The organism is Methylonatrum kenyense, assembly GCF_023195885.1.
GTDB classification, from domain to species: domain Bacteria; phylum Pseudomonadota; class Gammaproteobacteria; order Nitrococcales; family Aquisalimonadaceae; genus Methylonatrum; species Methylonatrum kenyense.
Genome location: NZ_JALPKO010000003.1, coordinates 114662 through 139036, shown reverse-complemented (window position 1 = coordinate 139036; position 24375 = coordinate 114662). Strand labels below are relative to the sequence as shown.

The window sequence follows — 24375 nt, the reverse complement described above, 5'->3', positions numbered from 1 at the left end:
AGGCCGTCAGCCGACCGCGGCGCCGGCGCATTGCTGCCGGCGCTATCGCGGACCCGGCGACGTCGCCGCTCAATCCGGCCAGATATGGTCCGGGTGGAGATTGGTCCAGGGTTCGTCGGCGGTGGCCTTGGCCTCGGTGGCTTGCGTCTTGGCCGCAGGCTTGCGCGGCGTTGTCTTGCGCGCCGCGGCAGACCGGGGCTTCGATGCGGCGGAGGCCTTTTTCGGCGCCGCCTTGGCCGAATCCGGTTTCTCGGACTCGGGCTTTGCCGTCTGCTTGCCCTCGTCCTGCTCCTCGCGCGCCGCGCGCACGCCGGCGGCCAGTTTCTTTTCCAGGTTGCTCATGCCAACACCTCGTCGATGATCGCGTCGATTTCGGCGGCCGCCGCCAGCCCCGGTTTGCCCAGGTCATAGACGGAGCCCCCCTCAAGGGCGGCACGCCGATAGATTGCGCGCCGTCGCAGATGCTGTTCCAGGGCCGGAATGTCGATCTCCATCAGGGCACTTTTCATCGCCCTGGAAAGCGCGCTGCGCACTTCCACCTGGTTGACCACAATGCAGGGCTTGAGCTTGGGGTTGGCCGCCTTCGCATCATCCAGTTGGCGCCCCATGCGCACGCTGCCCCAGAGGTCCATTGGCGAGGGCAGTACCGGAATCAGTACCTGGTCCGCAGCCGCAAGCGCCCCTGACACCGTCCCCCCTTCCAGCGTTGGTGGGCAGTCCACGACAATAAACTCGAAATCCCGCCGCAGCGCCTTGAGTTCACGGTCGAGCGGGCCGGCGACCGCGAACACCGATGCGGGAAACGGCCGCTCCTCCGGCGCCATACGCGCCCATTGACCGGCCGAACCCTGCGGATCGCCGTCAACCACAAGCGTCCGGCCGCGTCGCGCAAGCCCGGCGGCCAGATTCATTGTCACCGTGGTCTTGCCGGTACCGCCCTTCTGGTTGACGACCGCGATGACCGTGGCCGCTCCATCCATTTTTCTGCCATCCGGACGACGAATCTGCCTGCCCACGACGCGTCAGTCCTCGATGATTGCCAGACGATCCACCGCCTCGGCAAAGGCCCGGTCAGCCTCGCCAAGGGTCTCGCCGTCCCGCGCGTCGATCGTGATGCTGACGTAGGTCGTACCGAAACTGATGTTCGGGTGATAGCCATCCTCTTCCGAGAGATCGGCCAACCGGTCAAGAAATTCCCGCGTTACGCCGTAGCGCTCGAACGTGAATTTCTTGCTCATGGACGGTGCCGCCGAACCCTTGGTCGACTCCCAGCCTGCAGGTGCGACAGAATGCGTATCAGCCATGACGGCCTCCATCCGCTGCGTCGTACAATTGCTGCTCCATGCCGCGGAGGTGATCGAGTTCCTCGTCGCGAACCGCTTCGAACAACTCGGCATCCGCCAGGGCACCGCGCCGGCGACAGTAGTCCGCGGCTTCCTCGTAAAGCCGCACTGCATCCCGCTCCAGCTCGATGTTCTGCAGCAGCAGCTCGGACTGCGACCGACCCAGCCTGGCCGGTGACAGGGAACCGCCCTTGGGGCTGACCCCGTACTGCAGCAGACGGGTGATGAACCGGTCCGCATGCACCAGCTCCTCGTCCGCCTCCTGCCGAAGTTCACGGCTGAACGCTTCCATGCCCCAAAACGCCGTCAGGCGTGCCTGGCTCAGGTAGTGCTGAACCGCGGACAGCTCGTGGGCTACCGCGCGGCTCAGATACCCGATGATCCGCGGATCAGACATGGCGACTGCCTCAGCTGGCAGAACCGTTGGCGCTCGGGGCCATCGGCAGAATGCTTTCCACTTCGGAATGCACGCGGGCGATGATGTGTGCAGCCACCAGGCCGTCACCGACTCGCTCACAGGAATCCGCGCCGGCACGCACTGCAGCATTCACGGCGCCGGTTTCGCCGCGGACCAGCACGGTCACGTAACCGCCACCGACGAACTGACGTCCGATCAGCCGCACCTCGGAGGCCTTGGTCATCGCGTCAGCCGCTTCGATTGCCGGCACCAGACCGCGGGTCTCGATCATGCCCAGCGCAACACCAGAAATTTCGCTCGCCATTGTCTACCTCTTCACTCTTCGGGCCGCCGGGCAGGATGCCGCGGCGGCATAATTACCGGTTTCGCCTTACGGCTTTTCCGGCAGGATGGATTCCACTTCGGAATGCACGCGGGCGATGATGTGCGCGGCCACCAGGCCGTCACCCACTCGCTCGCAGGAATCCGCACCCGCACGCACCGCGGCGTTCACGGCACCGGTTTCGCCACGGACCAGCACGGTCACGTAACCACCGCCGACGAACTGACGTCCGATCAGACGCACCTCGGAGGCCTTGGTCATCGCATCAGCGGCTTCAATTGCCGGCACCAGACCGCGGGTTTCGATCATGCCCAGCGCAACACCAAAACGTTCAGTAGCCATTGCTCTTTCTCCTGCTCCTGGATTGACAGTTACTTCAAAAATGACGCTCAAGCCGCCTTGCGGTTACTGGCAGAGCGCTGTGCCTTGGTCTGGTCGTGTCCAGCCCGTTCCTCCGGCCTGCCCTGCCGGTCACCATCGTCATCCCAATGATCGATGATGCCGGCGATGGTCAGATCGGTCGTGATTGCCTTGTCGTCCAATGCATGCCGTGCCGCAGAACCGCTGACGGTGAACACCCAGTTGCCCGGGTGCGCTCCGACCGGATCCACCGCCACCACCTGGCCACCCTGGTGGTCGACGAGCACGCGCAGGGAAGTGGTCTTCAAACCGTCGACCCGGCGGGTCACGGTGAGCTCATCCTTCACCTGCATGATCTCCATGGACTATTCATCCTCCCAGTAGTCGATGATGCCGACGATCGTCGCATCGCTGGGGTATTCCTTGCTGCCGGCGGCTTCGCGGGCAGCCGAACTGCCAACCACGATGACCCAGTCCCCCGGCACGCAGCCGACGGCATCGACCGCAACGGTGCGTGCACCGCCCTTCTTCTCCCGCACCACCAGCAACGGCCGATGGCCGAGCGTGCTGATACGGTTGGTCGACACCAGGGTCTTTTCCACCTTGCAGATCTTCATCGCCGTTCCGTCATCCCTCAGGCAGCAAGCCGTTCCAGCTGACTGCCGCTTTGCTTGTCCCGAATTACCATGTGGCAGCCAAGCAGGCCCTGGTCCACCAGTTCCCTGTACCGTTCCAGAATCACCCGCCGGATTCGCCGGCAGCGTTTTTCCACCCGTTCCCGCGACCCCGGCACATGCCGGTCGTAGCGGTAATGCACCACCACGGGAATCGGCAGGCCGCGCTCTGTGTTGAGCTTGCGAAAAATCTTCTCGACCCCGACATCCAGCCCAGGCCCGCCCTCTTCCAGCGTTTCCAGGTGGGCGAAGTAGGCGAAGTTCCGCACCTGCATCTCTTCCACCTCGTGGCCGACCAGAATCAGCCGTTCCCGATGTCCCCCGTCCGCGTACCGGCCATCGTGGTACCGCGCCACGTAATCGAGCTGCGACAGGTTGTTCAGCAGCAGCCGGGTAATCAGCCGCAACATTCCCTCATGCGGCTCGCCCTTGCCACGCCCCCAGCCCTGCTGGGCGATGGCCTGCTGCAGCGCTTGGTATACCCGCAGCGATGCTTCCTGTTCCGGCAGCTCGCGGGTCTGCCGATACAACACCGCCGTGTCGACATAGCGGTACAGGCTCATCCGCGTCTCGCCATCCGGCACATGCAGCTTGATCGCGTCCGTGTCGGTATCGACCCCGATCAGCAGGGTGTCCACCGAGGCACCGCAGCAAAACGTGTTCTCTATCGCCTGCCTGAAGCTGCGCAACTGCCTCAGTGCCGCGTCCGCCGCATCGCGTTCGTTGCTGCCGTGCGCCATGCAACCCTCGTGCGCCGGATCCCGGCTGCTGAAGTGGTACACGGCGATCTTCAGGTAGCGGCTTGGCACATCCGCCGTGGTCGGCTGCCCTTCGCGAAAGCGCAATAGCTCGCGCCGTGTCCAGTACCTGACATCCTCCTCAACATCAAACAGGGCCCCGGCATGGCTCCTGGTCCGGACCGCCAGATCCGGCAGCCGCAGGATGAAGCGGCGCAAGCCGAGCAACCGGCCGTCGGAACATGGCGAGATATCCACTTCGTGGAAATCGCAATCCAGGAAGTAGGCCGTTGCGCGTTCCGCCTCACTCACCAGATCGTCCCGACCTGCCCAGTAGCCATTCACCACCTGCTCGAACAACTCGAAAATGCCGTGCAGGTACAGGGCCCGCGTATCCAGTCCATTGATCCAGGCGTCGTCCAGCAAGGCTGCCGGGGCCGCGAAACCAAGCGACTCCGCAATCAACTCCCTGGCCCGCTCCGGGAACGACAACGCATGTTGCGTCGCATGCAGCTCCTTGAGCACCGGCACCAGCCTTTCGAAGCGTTGCCGAAACGCCTGCTCGAAGCCGTGCAGCGTCTCGTTTGCCGCCCGGTCCGCCAGCGGATGCCCCGGCTGCAGCAGCCGTTCCGGCTGCTCCGGTGGCGCCTCGGCATCCATGCGGGAACGCTCCTGCGGCGCTTCCCGCGGCTGTTGCGGGGCCGGCGTGCCAGACGGCATCGCGTAACGCGAACCCAATGGCGTCTTGCTACGCCGTCCGAGACTCATGGCCTTTCGGCACCTCTATCCGCTCAGCCCCGGGCACCGCCGGACAGCGTCACCAGCGAGCCGGCGTCACTGTTCCCGGACGAACCGGTGATCCTGCTGGGCGGCACGTCCTTGCGTTCCAGCTCCCGATTGACATAGGCGCTGCGGCCTTCACCACGCGGATTTCCGCGCTGGGTGAGGTTGCGACGCGTCGAAAAACCCTCGGTCCCGGTAATGTTGTTGCCGCGCTGCCAGTCATCACCGGTGATGGTCACACCGTTGCTGCTGCCATTGACGGTCACCCGGTCGGCGGCCGACACCGGCCCCTCGGCTTCTGCAACCACCGGCTGATCGCGCTGGTCCCGGTAACGGAATTCCTCGGTGCCCGACACCAGACCCATCGCCTTGTTGATCGGGCCGGTGATACCGCTGGCACTGCCATAGGCGGTTCCGGTCACACGGCGTTCGCGCCGCTGCTGCGCGGTACGCGCCGGCGTCTCGACGCTGAAACCACCGTTCGGCATCGGCCGGGACGCCGGTGCCGCGGCTGCCGGCTGCATGCCCTCGGGCCGGAACCTCGGATGCAGGCCTGACGCATCCGGCGGGCATGCCTGGCCGAACTCGTCCGACCCGACATAAGGAGCACCCGATACATTCTGGCAAGCACCGCGCTCGGTACCGGTCACGCGCTCGTCATAGCCGGGCTGACTGCCTGACACGGGGTGACCCGGGGTGGCGTGGCGATCGGCCACGCGCTGACCGGCGACATCCGTCTCCGGCGCCTCGCAGAAAGCATCGTACTGATCGGGCCCGATATACGGCGTACCACTCACGGGCTTGCAGGCCCCGTATTCGTCGCCGGTCACACGGCTGGATCGACCAACCGGGGTGCCGGACACCGACTGCTGGTTCCAGGTCCGGCCAACGGTGACCTTGCCCGGAGGCGCTTCCGGGCTGGAGCCGCAGAATGCCTGATAGTGGTCCGAGCCCACATATTCCGTACCGGTGATCGGCTTGCAGCCCCCGTATTCATCGCCGGTGACATTGAACGAGCGCCCGACCTGGGTGCCCGAGACTTCCTTGCCACGCAGGGTGTGCATCACACCCACCTTGGGCACGCCACCCGCCGCGGGCTCACGGCACAGCTCACCGAAATCCGCCTTGTTGTAGTACGGCGTTCCGGTCAGGTGTCCGCAGGATCCGTTCTCATCACCGGTGACACGCGGGCTGCGCCCGATCGCAGTACCGGTAATGGTCTGGTCACCGAGCGTGCGCAGCTCGTGCACCTTCTCGGGAGTCGCTGCCGGCTGACTGCCGCAGAAGCTGTCAAACTGCTCCTGACCCAGATACTCGGTACCGGTCACCGGCTTGCAGCTGCCGTATTCGTCACCGGTCACATGGACCGAGCGGCCCACCTCGGTACCGGTCAACTCGCGGCCCTTCAGGGTGTGCATGACACCCACCTTCGGCACACCGTCCGCCGACGGTGTGCCACAGGGAACCTCGCTCGCGGCTTCGTTCAGGTACTCGGTGCCGGTAATGCTGCGGCAGGAACCGGATTCGTCGCCAGTGACCACCGGACTGCGACCGACGCTGGTGCCAGAGACCACTTCGCCACCGCGGGTCGGCATCGCGTTGACCTTTCGCGGGCCGACCTCCGGCCGCGTACCACAGAAGCCCTCGAACTGCTCGGAAGCCAGGTATTCCGTTCCGGTCACGGCGCCACAGGTACCGGCCTCGTCTCCGGTGACCCGCGGCGAGCGGCCCACTTCGGTACCGCTGACGGCCTGGCCACTGGCAGTATGCGACTGGCCCACCTTGCCGGGTCCGCCAACGGGGCGCTGCCCGCAATACCGGTCGTAGTGTTCGAGACTGAGGTATTCGGTGCCGGTGATGGCGCTGCAGCTACCAGCCTCGGTCCCGGTTACAGCCGCTGCCCGCTGAACCTGGGTGCCGGTCACGCGACCACCGGACAGCGTCTCGCTCTCCTCGACCTTGACCGGCGCCGCCGACTCCACCTTCGGTCGACCGCAGGGACGTGCCGGCTCGGATGAGCCGCGCCCGATCTGGCACAGTTCCTCACGCCGCTGACGGGCAATTTCGCGGGTTGAATACCCCTTGCGCTGCGCCGCCTTCCAGGTGCCTTCCTGGGGCATCACGCCACGGCCAAACCCACCGCCGTTACGGCGCTGACGCAGGCCGCGTTTGCCGCGATGCGCCATGGCCTCGCGCCGGGCCATGCACAGCGCACGGACCGACGAAACCAGTGGCTCGGTGACGCCACCGGCGTCGGCCGGCGTCGACTCGACCTGGTCACACAAGGCCTGGAATCCGGCTTCAACGGCTTCTTCCGCGACGCGTTCCTCAACCGCCGGAGCGGACCGGCCGTTGCCGGGTCGACTCGCTGGCGATGCCGCGCGGCCTTTCAACAGGTCCTGACGGCGCGTCTCGGACGCCACTGCCGCCTTGCCCTCATTGGCCAGCGCATGACGCCGCAGGCGGCAAATTTCGCGCCCACTCATGTTCGAGCAGTCTACATTCTGCGACCTGGCCAGGGCCTCGAGCTGACGCGACCGGGCCGACCCCATTCGCGCCATGCCTTCCGCCCGGGCATTGGCCCCCTTGAGCGCTTTCTTGCCACGACGGGCTGCGTCGCGGCGACGTTCCAGGGCAATCTGACGCCCGTTGGAAGCACCACTGCTGATCCCGGGCTCCGGCGTACGCTCGGGTGCCGGGCGCTGCGGCGAGGCGGTTGCCAGCGACTCCGGCGAAGGTGCAGCCTGCCGCTCCTGTGGCACCAGCGAGGTCGCCGGTGCCTGCGGCTCGGCAGCAGGTCGCACGCGACCGGCACGGCTGTCACCGCCCTGCTTCGCGTTCGTCTGCAGGGCCGCCTTCCCGCCCTTTGACATGGCCTTGCGTCGTGCGAGGGCGAGCTCGCGCCCCGACAGACGTTCGGACCCCGATGTCGGATTACTCATGGCACTTCCTTCCGCTTGGCGTCAGCGAATCCGGATGGAACTGGATGCGGCGGTTGGTCCCGGGACCAACCGCCCGTGGATCAGCGGCCGCGATCGACCACGAAAGCCATGCCCTGGCTCTGGGCATAGTTGTCGTAGGCGACGAAGCGCACCAGGTGGCCCGGGTTGGCGCGACGGCACTCGTCGATCTCGGCCAGCACGGCTTCCACCGACTGCTCGCCGAACAGCGGCAGCTTCCACATGTACCAGTAGTGGCCGAAGGCGTTTTCCTTCTCGCTGTGCTCGATCGACGGGCTCCAGCCCTGGGCGATGCAATACTGAATCTGGCGCCGCACCTGATCAGCGGTCATCTCCGGCAGATAGGAAAACGTCTCGTACTTCTGCGACTGCTTGAAACTCTGAACGTCGGACATGTCGGTCATCCTGTGTGTTGGTTCTCTCGGTAGGCCTGAATGGCGGGCAGCCCCCGTGGCGCCCGCCGGGCCGCGCCATTACTTGTGCTGCACGTCCAGCTTGTCGACGGTGTCGAACTCGAACTTGATCTCTTTCCAGGTTTCCATGGCGATCTTGAGTTCGGGGCTGCTATTGGCAGCCTCGGTCAGGATTTCCTTGCCTTCCTTCTCGATCTCGCGACCCTCGTTGCGTGCCTGGACACAGGCCTCCAGAGCGACACGGTTCGCCGTGGCACCCGGCGCATTGCCCCAGGGATGGCCCAGGGTGCCGCCGCCGAACTGCAGCACGGAGTCGTCGCCGAAGATGTTGACCAGCGCCGGCATGTGCCAGACGTGGATGCCACCGGAGGCGACTGCGAAGACGCCCGGCATGGAGCCCCAGTCCTGATCGAAGAAGATGCCGCGCGAGCGATCTTCCGGGACGAAGGATTCACGCAGCAGGTCGATCCAACCCAGAGTCGCCGCGCGATCGCCTTCCAGCTTGCCGACCACGGTGCCGGTATGCAGATGGTCACCACCCGACAGGCGCAGGATCTTGGCCAGCACGCGGAAGTGGATACCGTGCTTCGGATGGCGGTCGAGCACGGCATGCATGGCGCGGTGGATGTGCAACAGCACACCGTTGTCTCGGCACCAGTTGGCCAGACCCGTGTTGGCACAGAAACCGCCGGTGATGTAGTCGTGCATGATGATCGGTGCGCCAATTTCCTTGGCGTACTCGGCACGCTTGTACATTTCTTCCGGGGTCGGGGCGGTCACGTTCAGGTAATGACCCTTGCGCTCACCGGTCTCGGCCTCGGCCTTGTGGATCGCTTCCATCACGAAGTCGAACCGCTGCCGCCAGCGCATGAAGGGCTGCGAGTTGATGTTCTCGTCATCCTTGGTGAAGTCGAGGCCACCACGCAGGCATTCGTACACTGCACGACCGTAGTTTTTGCCGGACAGGCCCAGCTTCGGCTTGATGGTGCAGCCGAGCAGCGGCCGGCCGTACTTGTTCATCACGTCCCGCTCGACCTGGATGCCCTGCGGCGGACCACCACAGGTCTTGACGTAGGCAATCGGGAAACGCACGTCTTCGAGGCGCAGCATCCGAATCGCCTTGAAACCGAACACGTTACCGACCAGCGAAGTGAACACATTGACCATCGAGCCTTCTTCGAACAGGTCGATCGGGTAGGCGATAAACGCGTAGAAGGACTCGTCGTCACCCGGCACATCCTCAATGGCGTACGCACGACCCTTGTAGTAATCGAGGTCGGTCAGCAGATCGGTCCAGACAGTGGTCCATGTGCCGGTGGAGGATTCAGCGGCAACGGCGGCGGCGGCTTCCTCACGATCAATACCCGGCTGCGGGGTGATCTTGAAACACGCCAGAATATCGGTATCGAGCGGCGTGTATTCCGGCATCCAGTATGTTTCGCGGTAATCCTTGACGCCCGCGGAGTACTTCTTCCCGGCCATTTGGCTTTCTCCTACGCGTTGGTTGATCGTGATGGTCCGCTAGATTAGGAAGGCGGAATCCTTATAACAAATAAATAATTTAGATAGGATAGATTTACTTCTATCTATGTATTTTTATGGGTGCTGCAACCGCCGGACCATTTTTTGTTCTGCGTCTGGTGCCCGAATCCCGCGGTATCCAAAAAACTGGTCCGCAACCATAGCTCAATTTTCGCTCCTGGCACATACGCAGTGCACAAAAATCGCCCGCCTATCGAGTCGCGACGGACCTGCCCTACGCCCATGCTTTCTTAGAAGGTTGTCAATGGCTGACCGCGACCAAACCCGCGAAATCAGGGCTTGACATCCGCCTGGCCGCGCGACCTCATCCATGGAGTTGCCCACAAAGCAACGCATCTCACGGCAACTTCCCCGATTTTGCCAAAGCGGTTCCTGACAAAGACTCCATAACAACTTGTTTACTTTGATTTTTTATGCCCTTGGCCAAATCTTAAGCAAACTGACACAAGGCCTTGTCTGACAAGGTTAAGCGTCTTTTCCCTGCCATTCGTCCACAGCGTTATCCACAGCTTCTGTGAATAACTTGGAGGCAGCGGTCACAACGCCAGGGCGCTTATGCGCCCGAGCCTGCTTCGCCACCGCGCGGATCCACTGCTACACGCTCGGGTACGGCTTGTGGTGCCTCCCAGGCCGCGGATTGATCCAGATCAAAACATGCACGCGCGGAACGTTGGACCATCCAGCCGGATGGGCCATGCGCTCATAAACCATTCTTATCCTGGCGATGGGGCTCCATTGATGGACGGCACAATCAAATACAACGAAAACGTGGTCCGCCAGTTCGCGCTGGCGACCGTGGTCTGGGGCGTGGTCGGCATGGCAGTGGGCGTATTGATTGCCGCACAGCTGATCTGGCCCGCCCTGAACACGGAATTTCCCTGGTTCAGTTACGGACGGCTGCGTCCGCTGCACACCAATGCCGTGATCTTCGCGTTCGGCGGTTCGGCACTTTTCGCAACCTCCTACTGGGTCGTCCAGCGTACCTGCCAGACGCCCCTGTTCGCGCCGAAACTGGCATCGTTCACCTTCTGGGGCTGGCAGACCGTGATCGTGCTGGCCGCCATCACGCTGCCGCTGGGCATCACCCAGAGCAAGGAATACGCCGAGCTGGAATGGCCGATCGCCCTGTTGATCGCAGTGGTCTGGATCAGCTACGCCGTCGTCTTCTTCGGCACCATCGTCAAGCGCCGGGTCCGGCACATCTACGTGGCTAACTGGTTCTACGGTGCCTTCATCATCACCGTGGCCGTGCTGCACGTGGTCAACAATCTGGTGATCCCGGTGTCGCTGACCAAGTCCTACCCGATCTACGCCGGGGCCGTGGATGCCATGGTGCAGTGGTGGTACGGCCATAACGCGGTGGGCTTTTTCCTGACCGCCGGCTTCCTCGGCATGATGTACTACTTCGTGCCCAAGCAGGCCAACCGGCCGATCTACTCCTACCGGCTGTCGATCGTGCACTTCTGGGCGCTGATCTCCATCTACATGTGGGCCGGCCCGCACCACCTGCATTACACCGCGCTGCCGGAATGGGCCCAGTCGCTGGGCATGGTGTTCTCGCTGATCCTGCTGGCGCCGAGCTGGGGCGGCATGATCAACGGCATCATGACCCTGTCCGGGGCCTGGCATAAGCTGCGCACCGACCCGATCCTCAAGTTCCTGATCGTCTCGCTGTCGTTCTACGGCATGGCCACCTTCGAGGGGCCGATGATGTCGATCAAGACAGTCAACGCCCTGTCCCACTACACCGACTGGACCGTGGGTCATGTCCATGCCGGGGCCCTGGGCTGGGTCGCGTTCATCACCTTCGGCGCGATCTATCACCTGATTCCGCGACTGTACGGCCGCGAGCAGATGCACAGCGTCAAGGCCATCGAGTTGCATTTCTGGATCGCAACCATCGGCGTGGTCCTGTACATCGCCGCCATGTGGATCGCCGGCGTCATGCAGGGCCTGATGTGGCGCGCTGTCAATGAGGACGGCACGCTCACCTACACCTTCATCGAGTCCCTGGTCGCGACCTACCCCTACTACATGGTGCGTCTGCTCGGTGGTGTCCTGTTCCTGGCCGGCATGCTGATCATGACCTGGAACGTCTGGATGACCACGCGTCCGGAGACCGCCCGCGTCACCACCACCAACACCGTGCCGCAGGAGGGCTGAGCGCATGGACCATTCCGTCATTGAAAAGAACATCGGGCTGATGGCCGTGCTGATCGCACTTGTCATCAGCGTTGCCGGGCTGGTGCAAATCGTACCGCTGCTGTTCCTGAGCGAGACCACGGAACCGACTGAAGGCGTCGAGCCCTATGCACCACTGGAGTTCGCCGGACGCGATATCTACGTGCGGGAGGGCTGCTACAACTGCCATTCGCAGATGATTCGTCCGTTCCGCGCCGAAACGGAGCGCTACGGCCACTACTCGCTGGCCGGTGAATTCGTCTACGACCGCCCGTTCCAGTGGGGTTCCAAGCGCACCGGCCCCGACCTGGCCCGTGTGGGCGGTCTGTACACCGACCTCTGGCACGAAATCCACTTGCTCAATCCGCGTGACGTGGTGCCGGAATCCAATATGCCCGCCTACCCCTGGCTGGCCGACCGGACCATCGACGGCGAGCAGATCGCGCGGCGGATGCGCGCCCAGCAACGCTGGCTGAACGTGCCCTACACCGACGAGCAGATCGAGAACGCCGCCGAGAAAGTCGACGGCAAGACCGAAATGGAGGCAATCATCGCCTATCTGCAGGGTCTCGGCACCGCCGTCGAGCGCAACCGGTAAAGGAGAGCGGAGCATGGACATCAACACGTTTTACGGCCTGCTCACCCTGCTGATGCTGGTGCTGTTCATCGGCATCGTGCTGTGGGCCTACAGCAGCAAGCGCAAGAAGCACTTCGAAGAGGCAGCGAACCTGCCCTTCGAGGAAGAGAAACCACTGGACGATGACCGCAACCAGCGGAAAGGAGATCGGTCATGAGTGCGTTCTGGAGCTGGTGGATCACCCTGATCGCCCTGGCCAACATCCTTGCCTGCGTCTGGCTGATTCGATGGACGGCGCGAAAACGCCCCGGCGAGGCCGCCGAGCACGAGACCACTGGCCACGAGTGGGACGGCCTGAGCGAACTGAACCGGCCGATGCCGCGTTGGTGGCTGTGGCTGTTCTACATCACCATCGTTTTCGGGCTGATCTACCTGGTCCTCTATCCGGGACTCGGCCGTTTCGACGGCCTGCTTGGCTGGTCCCAGTACGGCGCCTGGGAAGAGGAAGTGGCGTCCATGGAAGAGCGCACGGCGCCGCTATTCGCGGAGTACGCGAAGATCCCGATCCCGGAACTCGCGCGCAACGACGAAGCCATGCAGACCGGTCGCCGCCTGTTTGGCAACAACTGCGCGGTCTGCCATGGCGCGGACGGTGGCGGCCGGATCGGCTTCCCGAATATCGCCAACGACACCTGGCAATGGGGCGGCGAACCGGAGGAGATCTACGCCAGCATCCTCAACGGGCGCGAGGCCGTCATGCCCGGCTTTGGCGGCGCCATGGACGACGAGGACGTGGAAGCGACCGCGGCCTTCGTGTTCCACCTGAGCGGCCGGGACGCACCGGAGGACCTGATCCAGCGGGGAGAGGAGACGTTCGGCAACTTCTGCGCAGCCTGCCACGGACCAGGCGGCGAGGGAAACAAGGCCATGGGGGCGCCCAAGCTGACCCGCGACGAGTGGACCTACGGGGGCGGCATGGACTCCATCATGACCACCATCCGTGATGGTCGGCGCGGCCGCATGCCGGCGCAGAAGGACCTGCTTGGCGAGGACCGGGTGCATGTGCTCGCTGCCTATGTCTACAGCCTGTCGGCGGACGAACGGGAGGATGCGGGCGACGCCGAGTAGGCGCCGTCCGCAGTCAACGCATGGCAAGCCTCAGCAATGGGCAGGATGAACGCAAGCGCCGGCTGCTGCAGCGCTACGGCACCACGGTCTGGCCGTCATTCCTGGTCGCCGCGGTCGCCAGCGTCGTGTTCTTCGGCAACATCGATCCGGAAACCCTGCAGGTGCAAACACTGCCCGAATGGAACATCAGTCGCCTGGGCGGCTACACCATCGGCTTCTTCATGTTCTGGGGAGTCGGCCTGGCCTCCAGCATCCTGTGTCTGATCCTTCAAAAGATGGGCAACAGGCCGACCTGATGAGCGAGCAACAGCAGTCAGAAATGTACGTCGCGCGGGAAAAGATCCATCCGCGCGAGGTCAAGGGACCGTTCCAGCACCTGCGCAATCTGGCGGTGGTGGTGCTGCTCGGCATCTACTACGGCCTGCCGTGGCTGCAATGGGATGATCGGCAGGCCGTGCTGTTCGACCTGCCATCACGTCAGTTCCATCTGTTCGCACTGACATTCTGGCCCCAGGATTTCGTCTATCTGGCGCTGCTGCTGATTGTCGCCGCCCTGTCACTGTTCTTCTTCACCGCGCTGGCCGGCCGCCTGTGGTGCGGCTATGCCTGTCCGCAAACGGTCTGGACCGAGGCCTTCATCTGGATGGAGCGTCTGACCGAGGGCAACCGGCAGAAACGGCTGCGCCTGGACAAGGCTCCCTGGACACGGAAGAAGATCCTGCGTCGCGGCGGCAAGCATCTGTTATGGATCGTGTTCGCCCTGTTCACCGGTTTCACGTTTGTCGGCTACTTCACGCCGATCCTTGAACTGGGCCAGGGGGTCATGCAGCTGTCGCTGGGCTTCTGGGAGTGGTTCTGGCTGCTGTTCTACAGCGTTGCCACCTGGGGCAATGCCGGCTTCCTGCGTGAGCAGGTCTGCATCTACATGTGTCCCTACGCGCGCTTTCAGAGCGCCATGTTCGACCGCAACACCCTGATCATTTCCTACGACGAGGAACGCGGCGAGCCACGCGGCGGCCGCGCGCGCAAGGCAGACCCGAAAGCCCAGGGGCTCGGCGACTGCATTGATTGCAACCTCTGCGTGCAGGCCTGCCCCACCGGCATCGACATCCGCGAGGGGCTGCAATACGAGTGCATTGCCTGCGCCGCGTGCATTGATGCCTGCAACGGTGTCATGGACAAGATGAATTACCCCCGCGGCCTGATCCGTTACTCCACCGAGAACGCAATCGCCGGCAAACCGGCTCGGGTACTCAGACCCAGGGTGGTGGTCTACGCAGTGCTTCTCCTGGCGGTCCTCGCCGGCATGGGCTACAGCATCAGTCAGCGCGTTCCCCTGTCGATCGAGGTGCTGGCGGATCGCAACGTGGTTTACCGCGAAGTGGACTGGGCCACCATCGAGAATGTCTTCACCGTGCGCATCCTGAACAAGGATCGGATCGCCCACGACTACGCCCTGCGCGTCGACGGACTGGAGGGCATCGAGGCCTTCGTCCAAGACGATCGCATCCGGGTGGGTGCCGGCAGCACCGACTCGGTGGTGGTCCGTGTTCAGGTCCCGCGCGACAAGATCGACGGACCGGGCCAGCCCTTCCAGCTTCGACTGGAATCGCTGCAGGACCCGGATGTGCATGTCACCAACACGGCGCGGTTCAATGGACCGCGTGACTAAGCCGCAGCTGCGGTGGATCAAGGAGCCCTGCCATGGCTGATGCCGAAAAACGCCCCTGGTATCGTGAATTCTGGCTCTGGTTCGTGCTGGCGCCGCCGATGGCCTCCATCGTGCTGGGACTGAGCCTGCTGGCGACCGCCGTGATCAATGCCGACAGCGTGGTCGTGGATGACTACTATCAGGTCGGTCGGGCCCTGCACCGTGTCCAGGAAAAGGAGGTGCGCGCCGAGGAGCTGGGGCTCCGTGGGCAACTGGTCATGGACCGGGAGCATGGCGCCATCACGCTGCGTCTCGAAGGGAAGCAGGAACTACCGGAGACACTGCATCTGGCCCTGTCGCACGCCACCCACGCATCGCGGGACCTGGAACTGGACCTGCAGCGGGACAGCAGCGGCCTGTATCGCGCGGACGCCCAGCGGCCGATCCACGGACGCTATTACCTGAGACTGACTTCCGAGACGGACGGCTGGCTCATCATCCGTGACATGGATCCGGAAGACCGGGAACTGTCCCTGAACGGTGGCGAGCACGACGCATGACCACGACCTGTTATCACTGCGGTGATGCGGTGCCTGCGGACTGCACGCTCGAGATCACCGTCGACGATGCGCCGCAGCCGATCTGCTGCAGCGGTTGCCATGCGGTGGCGTCGATGATCTTCGGCGCCGGGCTGGACGACTTCTACAAATTCCGCCCGGCCCCGACCGGCCGACCGGAAGATATTTCCGCCGGTCGCGTGGATCGCTACGCGCGCTTCGACGAGGACCGGGTGCAGCAGGATTTCGTGTTTCGGGACAACGACGGCATCTGCGAGGCCTCCCTGCTCATCGAAGGCCTGTACTGCACCGCCTGCGGCTGGCTGATCGAACGCAGTCTTGATGGCGTCCCGGGGATCCGTGAGATCCGGGTCAATCCCGCCACCGGACGGGCCATGCTGCGCTGGGATCCGGACCAGGTACACCTGAGTCAGCTCATGGCACATATGGGCCGCCTCGGCTATCAGCCGCACCCCGTCCTTGCCGATGCCATGGCAACGCAGGCCAACCGGGAACGTCGCAGCGCCATGCGCCGCCTGATCGTCGCCGGTCTCGGCATGATGCAGGCCATGATGTTCGCCGTTGCCCTGTACTTCGGCCAGTACCATGGCATGGATCCCGACCACATGCAGTTCCTGCGGCTGGTGAGCATGCTGGTGGCGACCCCGGTGGTGCTGTATGCCGGTCTGCCCATCTTCCTTGGCGCAATCCGTGATCTGCGCAATCTGCGACCGGGGATGGACGTGCCCGTATCGCTGGCGATCGGCGCCGGCTATTTCGCCAGCGTCTGGGTCACCTTCATGGGCGGCCCGGAGATCTACTTCGACTCGATTTCCATGTTCACCTTTTTCCTGCTGGTGGCCCGTTACGTGGAAATGGCAGCCAGACATCGTGCCAACGCCACCAACGATGCGCTCGCGCGACTGGTTCCCGACACCGCCATCCGCCTCGGCGGCGACGGCGGCGAGGAAGAAGTGCCGCTGCGTGACCTGAGCCTCGGCGACCGGCTGCTGGTGCGCCCCGGCGCGACGATCCCCGCCGATGGCACCGTGCTCCGGGGCCATGGCAGGGTCGATGAATCCATGCTCACCGGCGAATCGGATCCGCAGGTCCGCTACGCCGGCAGTTCGGTTGTCGGCGGCAGTGTGAACCTGGGCGACAGCATCGAGATCCGCGTCGACCGGCTGGGCCAGGACACCGTGGTCTCGCACATCAGTCGGCTGCTGCGCCGGGCCCAGGCGGAACGGCCGGGACTTGCCCGACTGGCGGATACCGTTGCCCGTTATTTCGTCAGTGTCGTACTGGTCGCCGCGCTTACCGTATTCGCTGTCTGGTGGCGGATCGACCCCGCCATGGCGTTTCCGGTAACCCTGGCCATGCTGGTCGCAACCTGTCCCTGCGCCCTGTCGCTGGCCACTCCCACGGCATTGGCGGCAGGCACCAACCGCATGGCTTCCAATGGCCTGCTGGTCACCCGGGGCGACGCACTGGAAACCCTGGCCAAGGTCAACCATGTCGTGCTGGACAAGACCGGAACCCTGACCGAAGGACGGCTCGGCGTGGTCGAGGTCAGACGCCTGTCCGACTGCAGCGACCGCCAGGCACTGGCAATTGCCAGCGCCCTGGAACATCACTCGGAGCATCCGCTGGCACGCGCGTTCCCGCGCGACCCTGCCGGGGCACCGGCGGAAAACGCGGAGGTGGTGCGGGGCGCCGGTGTCGACGGCAGCATTGCCGGCCAGCGCTACCGCATCGGCCGGCCGGACTGGGTTGCCGACCTGTCCGGCGCCGGGGTCTCCGACGAACTTGCCCGCGGTGCCTGGGTGGTGCTCGGCAACGAACACGGCCTTCTCGCTGCCTACCGCCTGGCCGACCGGCTGCGATCTGACGCCGCGGAAACTGTCGCCGCGCTGCAGGCAGCCGGCATCGATGTGGAGATCGCAAGCGGCGATGCACCTTCCGCGGTCGAGGGTGTTGCGGAACGGCTGTCGATCCGGCGTTGGCAGGCGCGCATGAGCCCCGAGCAAAAGCTGGCGCGGCTGCGTCAGATCCAGGCCGAGGGCGCAGTGGTCCTGATGGTCGGGGATGGTATCAACGATGCCCCGGTGCTGGCTGGCGCCAACGTATCGGCGGCCCTGAACGAAGGGACTGCCCTGGCCCAGACCAGTGCCGCCATGGTGCTGCTCGGCGGACGCCTGCGCCACCTGGCCGATGGCCTTGCCACCGCCCGCCGCACCCTGCGCGTGATCCGCCAGAACCTGGCGTTGTCGGCCAGCTACAATGCCAGCGTACTGCCGCTGGCTGCCATGGGCCTGGTGCCGCCCTGGCTTGCCGCCATCGGCATGACCCTGAGTTCCGTGGTCGTGGTGATGAACGCCCGCCGGCTTTGTGGCCGCGACCATGCGGTCGGACGCTGTGTATTGCCACCGGCAAACACCCGCTCCCAGGGAGTGCTGCAGCCATGAACGTGATCTTCATCTCCATTCCGATCAGCCTGATCCTTGTCGGTGTCGCCGTCTGGGCATTCTTCTGGGCGGTACGAAGTGGTCAATACGACGATCTGGACTCGCCGGCCTACACCGTGCTCAGCGACGACGACGATAAGAAACGCCCGCGCAAGAAGGACAACCGGTGACGGCCGAACTCACGCTTGTTGCCGCCTTCCTGATCGGCTTTGCCGGCAGTACGCACTGCCTGGGGATGTGCGGCGGGATTGCCGGCAGCCTTGGCACCGGCATGGCCGCGGACCGCACCGGCCGGCGATGGCTGACGACCATCGCCTACAACCTGGGGCGTGTCGGCAGCTATACGCTGCTCGGGGCCCTGGCCGGGCTGCTGGTGGCCGTGATCGGGCTTGGACTGCCCGGCACCGGCTGGAGCGCAGCGTTGCGCATCGCCACCGGAGCGGTGCTGATCGCGGTAGCCGCCTACCTGCTGTTCGACTGGTCCGGACTGCGGCGAATCGAGGCACTGGGCGGACGAGTCTGGCGTCATCTTGCACCGCTGGCCCGTCGCCTGTTGCCGGTACGCTCGCCACTGCATGCGCTCGCGCTGGGAGCGCTTTGGGGCTGGCTGCCCTGTGGCCTGGTCTACACGGCGCTGCTGGCGGCCGCCGCCTCCGGTGATCCGGCCCGGGGCGCAGGCATCATGCTTGCGTTTGGACTGGGCACATTGCCGGCGATGACCGGCGTCGTCATCCTCGGGCAACGCCTGGTGCAATGGCGCGGCGGGCTAGGGACCCGCCGGCTGGGCGGAGCACTGCTGCTCGCTTTTGGCGTGTGGACCATGGCCTCGCCGCTGATGCACCTGCTGCAGCATCCGTCGGGCGACGGGCATCATGGCCATCACCACGCAGCGGCGGCCCACGAGCCCTCTGCCCCGCCACGATAATGGACAGGATTTCGACCCGATGGCCTGGGCCGGCCCTGCTCACCCGCAGCCACCGGTTGCGGGCAATTCTGTCGTTCCTCGGCTCGATGCGGCTGGCCGTGACACTGCTGGTGGTGCTGGGTATTGCATCGGTGATCGGCACTGTCCTGCAGCAGAACCAACCTTATCCGGATTACCTGGAAACGTTCGGCCCTTTCTGGTTCGGGGTCTTCCAGCGGATGGGCCTATTCGACGTCTACTCGGCGGCCTGGTTCCTGGCCATTCTGTCCGCCATGCTGCTGTCGACCAGCGTCTGCCTGTGGCGTCGGAGCCCGGGAATGCTGCGTCAGATGCGGCAGTACCAGACCCACCAGCAAGCCAGCTCCCTGCGCCGCCTGCGGCACCATCGGCAATTGCAGGTCCTGCAGCCAGCGCCCGAGAGTGCCGCCATTGCCGAGCAGGTCCTGCGGCACCACGGCTACCGCACGCGAGCCAAGCGCCAGGGCGACAACCTGCTGATCGCAGGGCTCGCCGGGCGCAGTAACCGGCTGGGTTACGTTGCGCTGCATCTTGCCATTGTGGTCATCGCCATCGGCGGCCTGATGGATAGCAATCTGGCACTGAAATTCCGCGAGTGGCGGGGTGACGTGATCACCGAAACCCGGGCCTTGCCGATCACAGAAATGCGAGCTGAAAGCCGCCTGGCGCCCGGCCGGGATGCGTTTCGCGGTATCGTCACCATCCCGGAGGGCGAGCGCGCCAGCGTCGCCTTCCTGCAATTGCGTGACGGCTACGTGGTCCGGGAGCTGCCGTTCGAGCTGCGTCTGGACGCGTTTCGCGTGCTGCACTACGCCAGCGGCGAACCACGGGCCTACGAATCCGATGTCGTGCTCCATGCGCCAGGGCTGGAGCAGCCGCTGCAACGGACGATACGCGTCAATGAGCCACTCCAGCACGGCGGCTACACGATATTCCAGGCGGGCTTCGGCGATGGCGGCTCGGCCCTGAACCTCAAGGCCTGGCCATTGGCCGACGGCACCGGGCGGGCACGGGCAATCAATCTGCAAACCTTCGGCGAGCAGGGCTTGCGGATCGGTGACCGGGAGTACCAGTTACGGGTTACCGATTTCGAACCGGTCAACGCGCAGCCGGATGGACTGGACGAGCACGGCCGCCGGTCCGTACGTGATGTGGGGCCGCGTGTCCGCTACGAACTCCGCGACGCCGCTGGGCGGCTCCTGGAGTTCGAGAGCTACATGCGGCCCATGACGCTGGATGGTCGGCCCTACTTCGTCAGCGGGGTTCGTGCCCCGGGTACCGCGGATTTTCGCTATCTGCACATCCCCGCCGACCACAACGGAAGTCCGGGGCGCTTCTCGGCACTGGCCGCCCTGCTTGGCGATGCGGACCAACGCGGCAGCATCGCATCGCGTGCCGTTCACGACGTGCTTGGCGAAATGGCACGGGAATTCCCGATCAGCGCGGGCCATCTGACGGCGCGAACCACGGAATTGCTGACCGCCCTGGTGGACGGAGGGCAGCCGGCCATGGACCGCCTGATACAGACGCGAACCGAGGCCACGGACCGGCAAAATCCGCCGGCAGTCCTGCTGGACCGCGCGGTCGACCAGGCCCTGGATCTGGCCTATCGCCAGGCCCTCGGCATGGCTGGCGACGACCCGGAACGCACGCTGGACGCCGATGACGCCGAATTCCTGAGCCACAGCCTGGCCACGATCCCGGCACTGGAACGCTTCGGCGCACCACTTTTCCTGCAGCTGGACGACTTCGATCTGCGCCAGGCCAGCACGTTGGAAATCACGCGCGCGCCGGGCAAGCCGGTAGTCTATGCAGGATTCGCACTGCTCACGATCGGTGTGTTCCTGTCCTTTTTCGTCAGCTACCGCCGCAGCTGGTGCCTGATCCAGCCACATTCCGACGGCGGCAGCCGATTGCTCCTCGCCAGCACCTCCGCCCGGGACAACCCCGCACAGGAACAGCGCTTTCGATCACTCGCAGGTCACCTGGAAAGCAGGCTGCGGACGGCACGCCAGGGCGCGACAAAAGGCGTCTAGGGAAACGTTGATTTATTCGCACGCCTGCGTTGGAGTCCGCATTTTTTCCGAGGCAAGTCGCTCAAGCTACCGAACCGGCACCGCGCCTTGCCAGATGACCAAAACCGGTCTCGGGCGCAGACGCGGGAATAGATCAGCGTTTCCCTAGGCACTCCCGGACTGAAGCCGGGCCGATGCCGTAGTACCCTATAGACAATAACCAGCCGGGTACTGCAAAGGTGGTCCTAATCGTGAAAGCATCCAGTACGCAGCCGTTACGCCTGCGGGAAATCAAGGCGGTTTGCGAAACCTGCAGTCTGAATGAACTTTGCCTGCCGGTTGGACTGGAGCGCGAGGATGTGGAGGCGCTGGACCGCATTGTCGAGCGCCGACGGCCCCTGGAAAAGGGCCACCGCCTGTATCGGGCGGGTTCGAGCTTCGGGGCCGTGTATGCGGTCCGCACCGGGGCCCTGAAAAGCTCTGTCCTGGCCGAGGATGGCGAGGAACAAGTCACTGCATTTCACCTCCCGGGCGAAATGCTCGGGCTGGACGCCATCAGCTTCGGCACCCACCCGTCAACCGCGGTTGCGCTCGAAACGTCCAGCGTTTGCGAGATCCCGTTCGGCGAACTTGAGGGCCTGGCTGAACAGGTGCCGGGTCTCCAGCGTCAATTGCTACGGGTCATGAGCAAGGAGATCTTCCAGGAACAGGAAATGCTTCAGGCCCTGGCACGCCGAACCGCTGAGCAGCGGCTGGCCATCCTGCTGCTGAGCCTGGGCGACCGCTTCGGACGTCGAGGCCTGTCCCCAACCCGTTTCCTGTTGCCCATGTCCAGACAGGACCTGAGCAACTATCTCGGCCTCGCACCGGAGACGATGAGCCGACTCTTCAAGCGCTTCCAGGAGAGCGGCTGGATCACCGTGAGCCGACGCGAAGTGTCACTCAAAGATCCCGACGGACTGCAAACCCTGACCAACAACCGGGAGCAGCCGCTGCGGCGGGATGGTTGATTGCGTCGCCGCGTGACGGTGAGTCGGCGATCAGACCGTTCTCGAATACTGCACGACCACCTGCTCTCGCCCGAGATAGGCATCGAAAATCATCGCAATATTGCGCAATAGCAAACGCCCGGTGGGCAGGATTTCCAGGCGGTCCGCATGTTGCCGTAGCAACCCGTCGCGCTCCATGGGCTCGAGCATCGATAACTCGTCGCGGAAGTAGTACCGGAAATCGATTTCGAACTCGACTTCGAACGGCTCGAAGACAATGTTGCTGCGGCACATTATGGCCTCGATCACGGCGCGACGCAGCAGGTCATCCGCGCTCAGACGGTAACCACGCGCCACCGGAAGCCGGCCAGCGTCCAGGGCCCGATAATAGGCGTTCAGGTGGGCGTGGTTCTGGCTGTAGGCGTCGCCGACCATGCCGATCCCGGTTACCCCCAGGGCCACAAGGTCGCAGTCCGCATGGGTTGAATAGCCCTGGAAATTGCGTTGCAGGGATCCATCCTCCATGGCCCGGCTGAGGCCATCCTCGGGCAGCGCGAAATGGTCCATGCCGATGAACCGGTATCCGGCCCCGGTCAGCCGTTCGACAGTATGCTGCAGGATCTCCAGCTTCTCCCCGGGCGAGGGCAGATCCCCCTCCCGAATCAGTTTCTGCGCCTTGACCCGCGACGGCAGGTGGGCGTAGTTGTAGACCGACAGCCGTTCCGGACGCCAGCGCAGCACCGCATCCAGCGTGGCGTCGAAACCGGCCAGGGTTTGGTGCGGCAGACCGTAGATGAGATCCAGATTGATCGAACGGAATCCCGCGTCACGCGCCTGATGGATGGTCGCTTCGACCTGCTCTTCCGGCTGAATCCGGTTGATGGCGCGTTGCACCACTGGATCGACATCCTGCACGCCAAGGCTGACCCGGTTCATGCCGAGATCGCGCAGCACGCTGACGGTTTCCGGCCCCAGCGCCCGCGGATCCAGTTCCACCGAGAATTCACGGGCCCTGTCCGGTGCGATCGGGAAATGGTGGCCGATGGCGTGCATCAGGCGGCGTAGCTGCCGGTCGTCCAGATAGGTTGGGGTTCCGCCCCCGAGATGCAACTGGGTCACCAGGCGGTCGGTATCGAACAGCGCGCCCTGCAAGGCCAGTTCCCGTTCCAGATAATCCAGGTAGATGCCCGCCTTCTCCGGCCGGCGTGTGATGATCTTGCTGCAGGCGCAGTAATAACAAAGGCTGTGACAGAACGGGATGTGTACGTATACGGACAGCGGCCGTGGGATCAGCCGTTCGTTGCTGGCCCGCGCCTCTTCCCGATAGGCCGCCTCATCGAAATCCGGACGAAAATGTGGCGCCGTGGGATAGGAGGTATACCGCGGCCCGGGCATATCGTATTTCCGGTAAAGCGCAGCGTCGAACGGTAGTGCAGGCATCAGTGTAACCCGGTGCTGTGTGATCAATCACACGATACGCAAGCGGACGCCCGGCATATTGACGCAAGTCAACAACCGCAGGGACAGGGGTAACCGCGCGGCGAGCCGCCAGCGAACGAAGCCCGCCGCAGATGGTCATGTAAACAATCCAGGCTCTGTCGAGCCCGTACCATGCGCATTCTCTCGGTTCCGCTGTTGTGCCTCCTCATGGCGCCGCTTGCAATGGCGCTGGAGTTCTCGCCTCAGGACATCATGCGGCAGTGGGATCGTCATTCCTTTGAGGGCGAGACCCGTTATGAGCTGGTGGACCTGGACGGCCGGACCGCGATCCATGCGGTCTGCGACCAGGCCTCGGCGTCCGGGCTTTTCTACCGGGAAGACATCGATCTGCGCGAGACGCCCGTCATGGAGTGGCGCTGGCGGGTGGACAACACCTTTGATGACATCGACGAAACCACACGCGCTGGCGACGACTACCCGGCCCGCATCTATGTGGTCGATGAACATCGTGTGCTGCGCTGGCGCACACGCGCCCTGAACTACGTCTGGAGCAGCACCCAGGAGGCCGGCAGCGACTGGGAGAACGCCTACGCCTCACAGGCACGGATGGTTGCAAGCCGCGGACCGGAGCACGCCGGTGACGGCTGGCAGATAGAACGGCGGCACATTCGTGACGATTTTGAGCGCTTACACGGGCGCAGCCCGGAACGGATCAATGCCATCGCCATCATGACCGACTGCGATGACACCGGGCAGACTGCCGAGGCCTGGTACGGTGGGATTCGCTTCCTGCCCGAAGACTGACGCCGGCAACTCCGCCGGCCATTGAGTGACGCCACACCACCCTGCCGACTGGCGCGGATTCGCAACCGACAGC

The 24375-nt window shown here is 64.3% G+C and carries 26 protein-coding genes; 13 read left to right on the top strand and 13 right to left on the bottom strand.

All coding sequences use genetic code 11. From position 1 onward, the window contains the following. Positions 1-69 precede the first annotated feature (69 nt). The 12 genes from M0534_RS04770 to M0534_RS04715 form a co-directional block, all read right to left on the bottom strand. Positions 70-342 carry a histone H1 protein gene (locus M0534_RS04770; RefSeq protein WP_248567271.1) on the bottom strand — a complete coding sequence of 91 codons (273 nt, stop codon included), beginning with the start codon at positions 340-342 and terminating at the stop codon, positions 70-72. Then, positions 339-980, bottom strand: a complete 642-nt coding sequence (gene parA, locus M0534_RS04765; RefSeq protein WP_248567503.1) for a ParA family partition ATPase — start codon at positions 978-980, stop codon at positions 339-341. Before parA ends, M0534_RS04770 begins: the two co-directional genes overlap by 4 nt. Before the next feature lie 42 nt (positions 981-1022). Next, complete coding sequence (locus M0534_RS04760) at positions 1023-1304, bottom strand: 4a-hydroxytetrahydrobiopterin dehydratase (protein ID WP_248567270.1); 282 nt, start codon at positions 1302-1304, stop codon at positions 1023-1025. Further along, positions 1297-1740 (bottom strand): ferritin-like domain-containing protein, encoded by a 444-nt coding sequence (locus tag M0534_RS04755; protein WP_248567269.1) that lies wholly within the window; start codon positions 1738-1740, stop codon positions 1297-1299. Before M0534_RS04755 ends, M0534_RS04760 begins: the two co-directional genes overlap by 8 nt. Before the next feature lie 10 nt (positions 1741-1750). Then, positions 1751-2065, bottom strand: a complete 315-nt coding sequence (gene csoS1 / locus M0534_RS04750; RefSeq protein ID WP_248567268.1) for an alpha-carboxysome major shell protein CsoS1 — start codon at positions 2063-2065, stop codon at positions 1751-1753. 66 nt (positions 2066-2131) lie between these two features. Continuing rightward, on the bottom strand, positions 2132-2425 hold the full coding sequence (gene csoS1, locus M0534_RS04745) for an alpha-carboxysome major shell protein CsoS1 (protein WP_248567267.1): 294 nt from the start codon (positions 2423-2425) through the stop codon (positions 2132-2134). 47 nt (positions 2426-2472) lie between these two features. Beyond that, positions 2473-2805, bottom strand: a complete 333-nt coding sequence (locus M0534_RS04740; protein ID WP_248567266.1) for a carboxysome peptide B — start codon at positions 2803-2805, stop codon at positions 2473-2475. A 3-nt stretch (positions 2806-2808) separates the two neighbouring features. Then, positions 2809-3060, bottom strand: coding sequence for an alpha-carboxysome shell vertex protein CsoS4 (csoS4, locus tag M0534_RS04735; RefSeq protein WP_248567265.1), 252 nt, complete (start codon positions 3058-3060; stop codon positions 2809-2811). Positions 3061-3077: 17 nt separating this feature from the next. Further along, complete coding sequence (locus M0534_RS04730) at positions 3078-4622, bottom strand: carboxysome shell carbonic anhydrase (protein ID WP_486875121.1); 1545 nt, start codon at positions 4620-4622, stop codon at positions 3078-3080. 23 nt (positions 4623-4645) lie between these two features. After that, positions 4646-7510 (bottom strand): CsoS2 family carboxysome shell protein, encoded by a 2865-nt coding sequence (locus M0534_RS04725; RefSeq protein ID WP_248567501.1) that lies wholly within the window; start codon positions 7508-7510, stop codon positions 4646-4648. Positions 7511-7659: 149 nt separating this feature from the next. Next, positions 7660-7992, bottom strand: a complete 333-nt coding sequence (locus M0534_RS04720; RefSeq protein ID WP_248567264.1) for a ribulose bisphosphate carboxylase small subunit — start codon at positions 7990-7992, stop codon at positions 7660-7662. 78 nt (positions 7993-8070) lie between these two features. After that, complete coding sequence (locus M0534_RS04715) at positions 8071-9492, bottom strand: form I ribulose bisphosphate carboxylase large subunit (protein ID WP_248567263.1); 1422 nt, start codon at positions 9490-9492, stop codon at positions 8071-8073. A gap of 798 nt (positions 9493-10290) precedes the next feature. Here M0534_RS04715 and ccoN point away from each other — a divergent pair. From ccoN to fnr, 12 genes are all read left to right on the top strand, one after another. Then, complete coding sequence (gene ccoN, locus M0534_RS04710) at positions 10291-11715, top strand: cytochrome-c oxidase, cbb3-type subunit I (RefSeq protein ID WP_248567262.1); 1425 nt, start codon at positions 10291-10293, stop codon at positions 11713-11715. Positions 11716-11719: 4 nt separating this feature from the next. Then, on the top strand, positions 11720-12331 hold the full coding sequence (gene ccoO / locus M0534_RS04705; RefSeq protein ID WP_248567261.1) for a cytochrome-c oxidase, cbb3-type subunit II: 612 nt from the start codon (positions 11720-11722) through the stop codon (positions 12329-12331). Positions 12332-12344: 13 nt separating this feature from the next. After that, positions 12345-12527: a cbb3-type cytochrome oxidase subunit 3 gene (locus M0534_RS04700; protein ID WP_248567260.1), complete on the top strand. Its 183-nt coding sequence runs from the start codon at positions 12345-12347 to the stop codon at positions 12525-12527. Continuing rightward, complete coding sequence (gene ccoP, locus M0534_RS04695; protein WP_248567259.1) at positions 12524-13438, top strand: cytochrome-c oxidase, cbb3-type subunit III; 915 nt, start codon at positions 12524-12526, stop codon at positions 13436-13438. The genes M0534_RS04700 and ccoP overlap by 4 nt, the downstream gene beginning before the upstream one ends. Before the next feature lie 20 nt (positions 13439-13458). Further along, positions 13459-13734 carry a hypothetical protein gene (locus M0534_RS04690; RefSeq protein WP_248567258.1) on the top strand — a complete coding sequence of 92 codons (276 nt, stop codon included), beginning with the start codon at positions 13459-13461 and terminating at the stop codon, positions 13732-13734. Further along, positions 13734-15110, top strand: a complete 1377-nt coding sequence (gene ccoG, locus M0534_RS04685; RefSeq protein WP_248567257.1) for a cytochrome c oxidase accessory protein CcoG — start codon at positions 13734-13736, stop codon at positions 15108-15110. Before M0534_RS04690 ends, ccoG begins: the two co-directional genes overlap by 1 nt. A 32-nt stretch (positions 15111-15142) precedes the next feature. After that, on the top strand, positions 15143-15649 hold the full coding sequence (locus tag M0534_RS04680) for a FixH family protein (protein ID WP_248567256.1): 507 nt from the start codon (positions 15143-15145) through the stop codon (positions 15647-15649). Then, entirely contained in the window at positions 15646-18111 is a 2466-nt protein-coding gene (locus tag M0534_RS04675; protein ID WP_248567255.1) for a heavy metal translocating P-type ATPase, read from the top strand. The genes M0534_RS04680 and M0534_RS04675 overlap by 4 nt, the downstream gene beginning before the upstream one ends. Further along, the gene (ccoS, locus tag M0534_RS04670) at positions 18108-18281 is read left to right on the top strand and encodes a cbb3-type cytochrome oxidase assembly protein CcoS (RefSeq protein ID WP_248567254.1); all 174 of its coding nucleotides are present in this window, start codon (positions 18108-18110) and stop codon (positions 18279-18281) included. The genes M0534_RS04675 and ccoS overlap by 4 nt, the downstream gene beginning before the upstream one ends. Then, positions 18278-19036, top strand: coding sequence for a sulfite exporter TauE/SafE family protein (locus M0534_RS04665; RefSeq protein WP_248567253.1), 759 nt, complete (start codon positions 18278-18280; stop codon positions 19034-19036). Before ccoS ends, M0534_RS04665 begins: the two co-directional genes overlap by 4 nt. Beyond that, positions 19036-21090, top strand: coding sequence for a cytochrome c biogenesis protein ResB (locus tag M0534_RS04660; RefSeq protein ID WP_248567252.1), 2055 nt, complete (start codon positions 19036-19038; stop codon positions 21088-21090). Before M0534_RS04665 ends, M0534_RS04660 begins: the two co-directional genes overlap by 1 nt. Positions 21091-21320: 230 nt before the next feature. Then, positions 21321-22079, top strand: a complete 759-nt coding sequence (gene fnr, locus M0534_RS04655) for a fumarate/nitrate reduction transcriptional regulator Fnr (protein ID WP_248567251.1) — start codon at positions 21321-21323, stop codon at positions 22077-22079. Between the two features lie 30 nt (positions 22080-22109). On the opposite strand, the gene hemN is transcribed toward fnr, so the two are convergent. Next, positions 22110-23501: an oxygen-independent coproporphyrinogen III oxidase gene (gene hemN, locus M0534_RS04650; protein ID WP_248567500.1), complete on the bottom strand. Its 1392-nt coding sequence runs from the start codon at positions 23499-23501 to the stop codon at positions 22110-22112. Between the two features lie 168 nt (positions 23502-23669). Here hemN and M0534_RS04645 point away from each other — a divergent pair, with 168 nt between their 5' ends. After that, the gene (locus M0534_RS04645; RefSeq protein WP_248567250.1) at positions 23670-24302 is read left to right on the top strand and encodes a DUF3047 domain-containing protein; all 633 of its coding nucleotides are present in this window, start codon (positions 23670-23672) and stop codon (positions 24300-24302) included. Positions 24303-24375 lie beyond the last annotated feature (73 nt).

Bases quoted from the DNA above. Each gene is read 5' to 3' on its own strand.
- M0534_RS04770 (WP_248567271.1), bottom strand. From the start codon at position 342: ATGAGCAACCTGGAAAAGAAACTGGCCGCCGGCGTGCGCGCGGCGCGC.
- parA (WP_248567503.1), bottom strand. From the start codon at position 980: ATGGATGGAGCGGCCACGGTCATCGCGGTCGTCAACCAGAAGGGCGGT.
- M0534_RS04760 (WP_248567270.1), bottom strand. From the start codon at position 1,304: ATGGCTGATACGCATTCTGTCGCACCTGCAGGCTGGGAGTCGACCAAG.
- M0534_RS04755 (WP_248567269.1), bottom strand. From the start codon at position 1,740: ATGTCTGATCCGCGGATCATCGGGTATCTGAGCCGCGCGGTAGCCCAC.
- csoS1 (WP_248567268.1), bottom strand. From the start codon at position 2,065: ATGGCGAGCGAAATTTCTGGTGTTGCGCTGGGCATGATCGAGACCCGC.
- csoS1 (WP_248567267.1), bottom strand. From the start codon at position 2,425: ATGGCTACTGAACGTTTTGGTGTTGCGCTGGGCATGATCGAAACCCGC.
- M0534_RS04740 (WP_248567266.1), bottom strand. From the start codon at position 2,805: ATGGAGATCATGCAGGTGAAGGATGAGCTCACCGTGACCCGCCGGGTC.
- csoS4 (WP_248567265.1), bottom strand. From the start codon at position 3,060: ATGAAGATCTGCAAGGTGGAAAAGACCCTGGTGTCGACCAACCGTATC.
- M0534_RS04730 (WP_486875121.1), bottom strand. From the start codon at position 4,622: ATGAGTCTCGGACGGCGTAGCAAGACGCCATTGGGTTCGCGTTACGCG.
- M0534_RS04725 (WP_248567501.1), bottom strand. From the start codon at position 7,510: ATGTCAAAGGGCGGGAAGGCGGCCCTGCAGACGAACGCGAAGCAGGGC.
- M0534_RS04720 (WP_248567264.1), bottom strand. From the start codon at position 7,992: ATGTCCGACGTTCAGAGTTTCAAGCAGTCGCAGAAGTACGAGACGTTT.
- M0534_RS04715 (WP_248567263.1), bottom strand. From the start codon at position 9,492: ATGGCCGGGAAGAAGTACTCCGCGGGCGTCAAGGATTACCGCGAAACA.
- ccoN (WP_248567262.1), top strand. From the start codon at position 10,291: ATGGACGGCACAATCAAATACAACGAAAACGTGGTCCGCCAGTTCGCG.
- ccoO (WP_248567261.1), top strand. From the start codon at position 11,720: ATGGACCATTCCGTCATTGAAAAGAACATCGGGCTGATGGCCGTGCTG.
- M0534_RS04700 (WP_248567260.1), top strand. From the start codon at position 12,345: ATGGACATCAACACGTTTTACGGCCTGCTCACCCTGCTGATGCTGGTG.
- ccoP (WP_248567259.1), top strand. From the start codon at position 12,524: ATGAGTGCGTTCTGGAGCTGGTGGATCACCCTGATCGCCCTGGCCAAC.
- M0534_RS04690 (WP_248567258.1), top strand. From the start codon at position 13,459: ATGGCAAGCCTCAGCAATGGGCAGGATGAACGCAAGCGCCGGCTGCTG.
- ccoG (WP_248567257.1), top strand. From the start codon at position 13,734: ATGAGCGAGCAACAGCAGTCAGAAATGTACGTCGCGCGGGAAAAGATC.
- M0534_RS04680 (WP_248567256.1), top strand. From the start codon at position 15,143: ATGGCTGATGCCGAAAAACGCCCCTGGTATCGTGAATTCTGGCTCTGG.
- M0534_RS04675 (WP_248567255.1), top strand. From the start codon at position 15,646: ATGACCACGACCTGTTATCACTGCGGTGATGCGGTGCCTGCGGACTGC.
- ccoS (WP_248567254.1), top strand. From the start codon at position 18,108: ATGAACGTGATCTTCATCTCCATTCCGATCAGCCTGATCCTTGTCGGT.
- M0534_RS04660 (WP_248567252.1), top strand. From the start codon at position 19,036: ATGGACAGGATTTCGACCCGATGGCCTGGGCCGGCCCTGCTCACCCGC.
- M0534_RS04645 (WP_248567250.1), top strand. From the start codon at position 23,670: ATGCGCATTCTCTCGGTTCCGCTGTTGTGCCTCCTCATGGCGCCGCTT.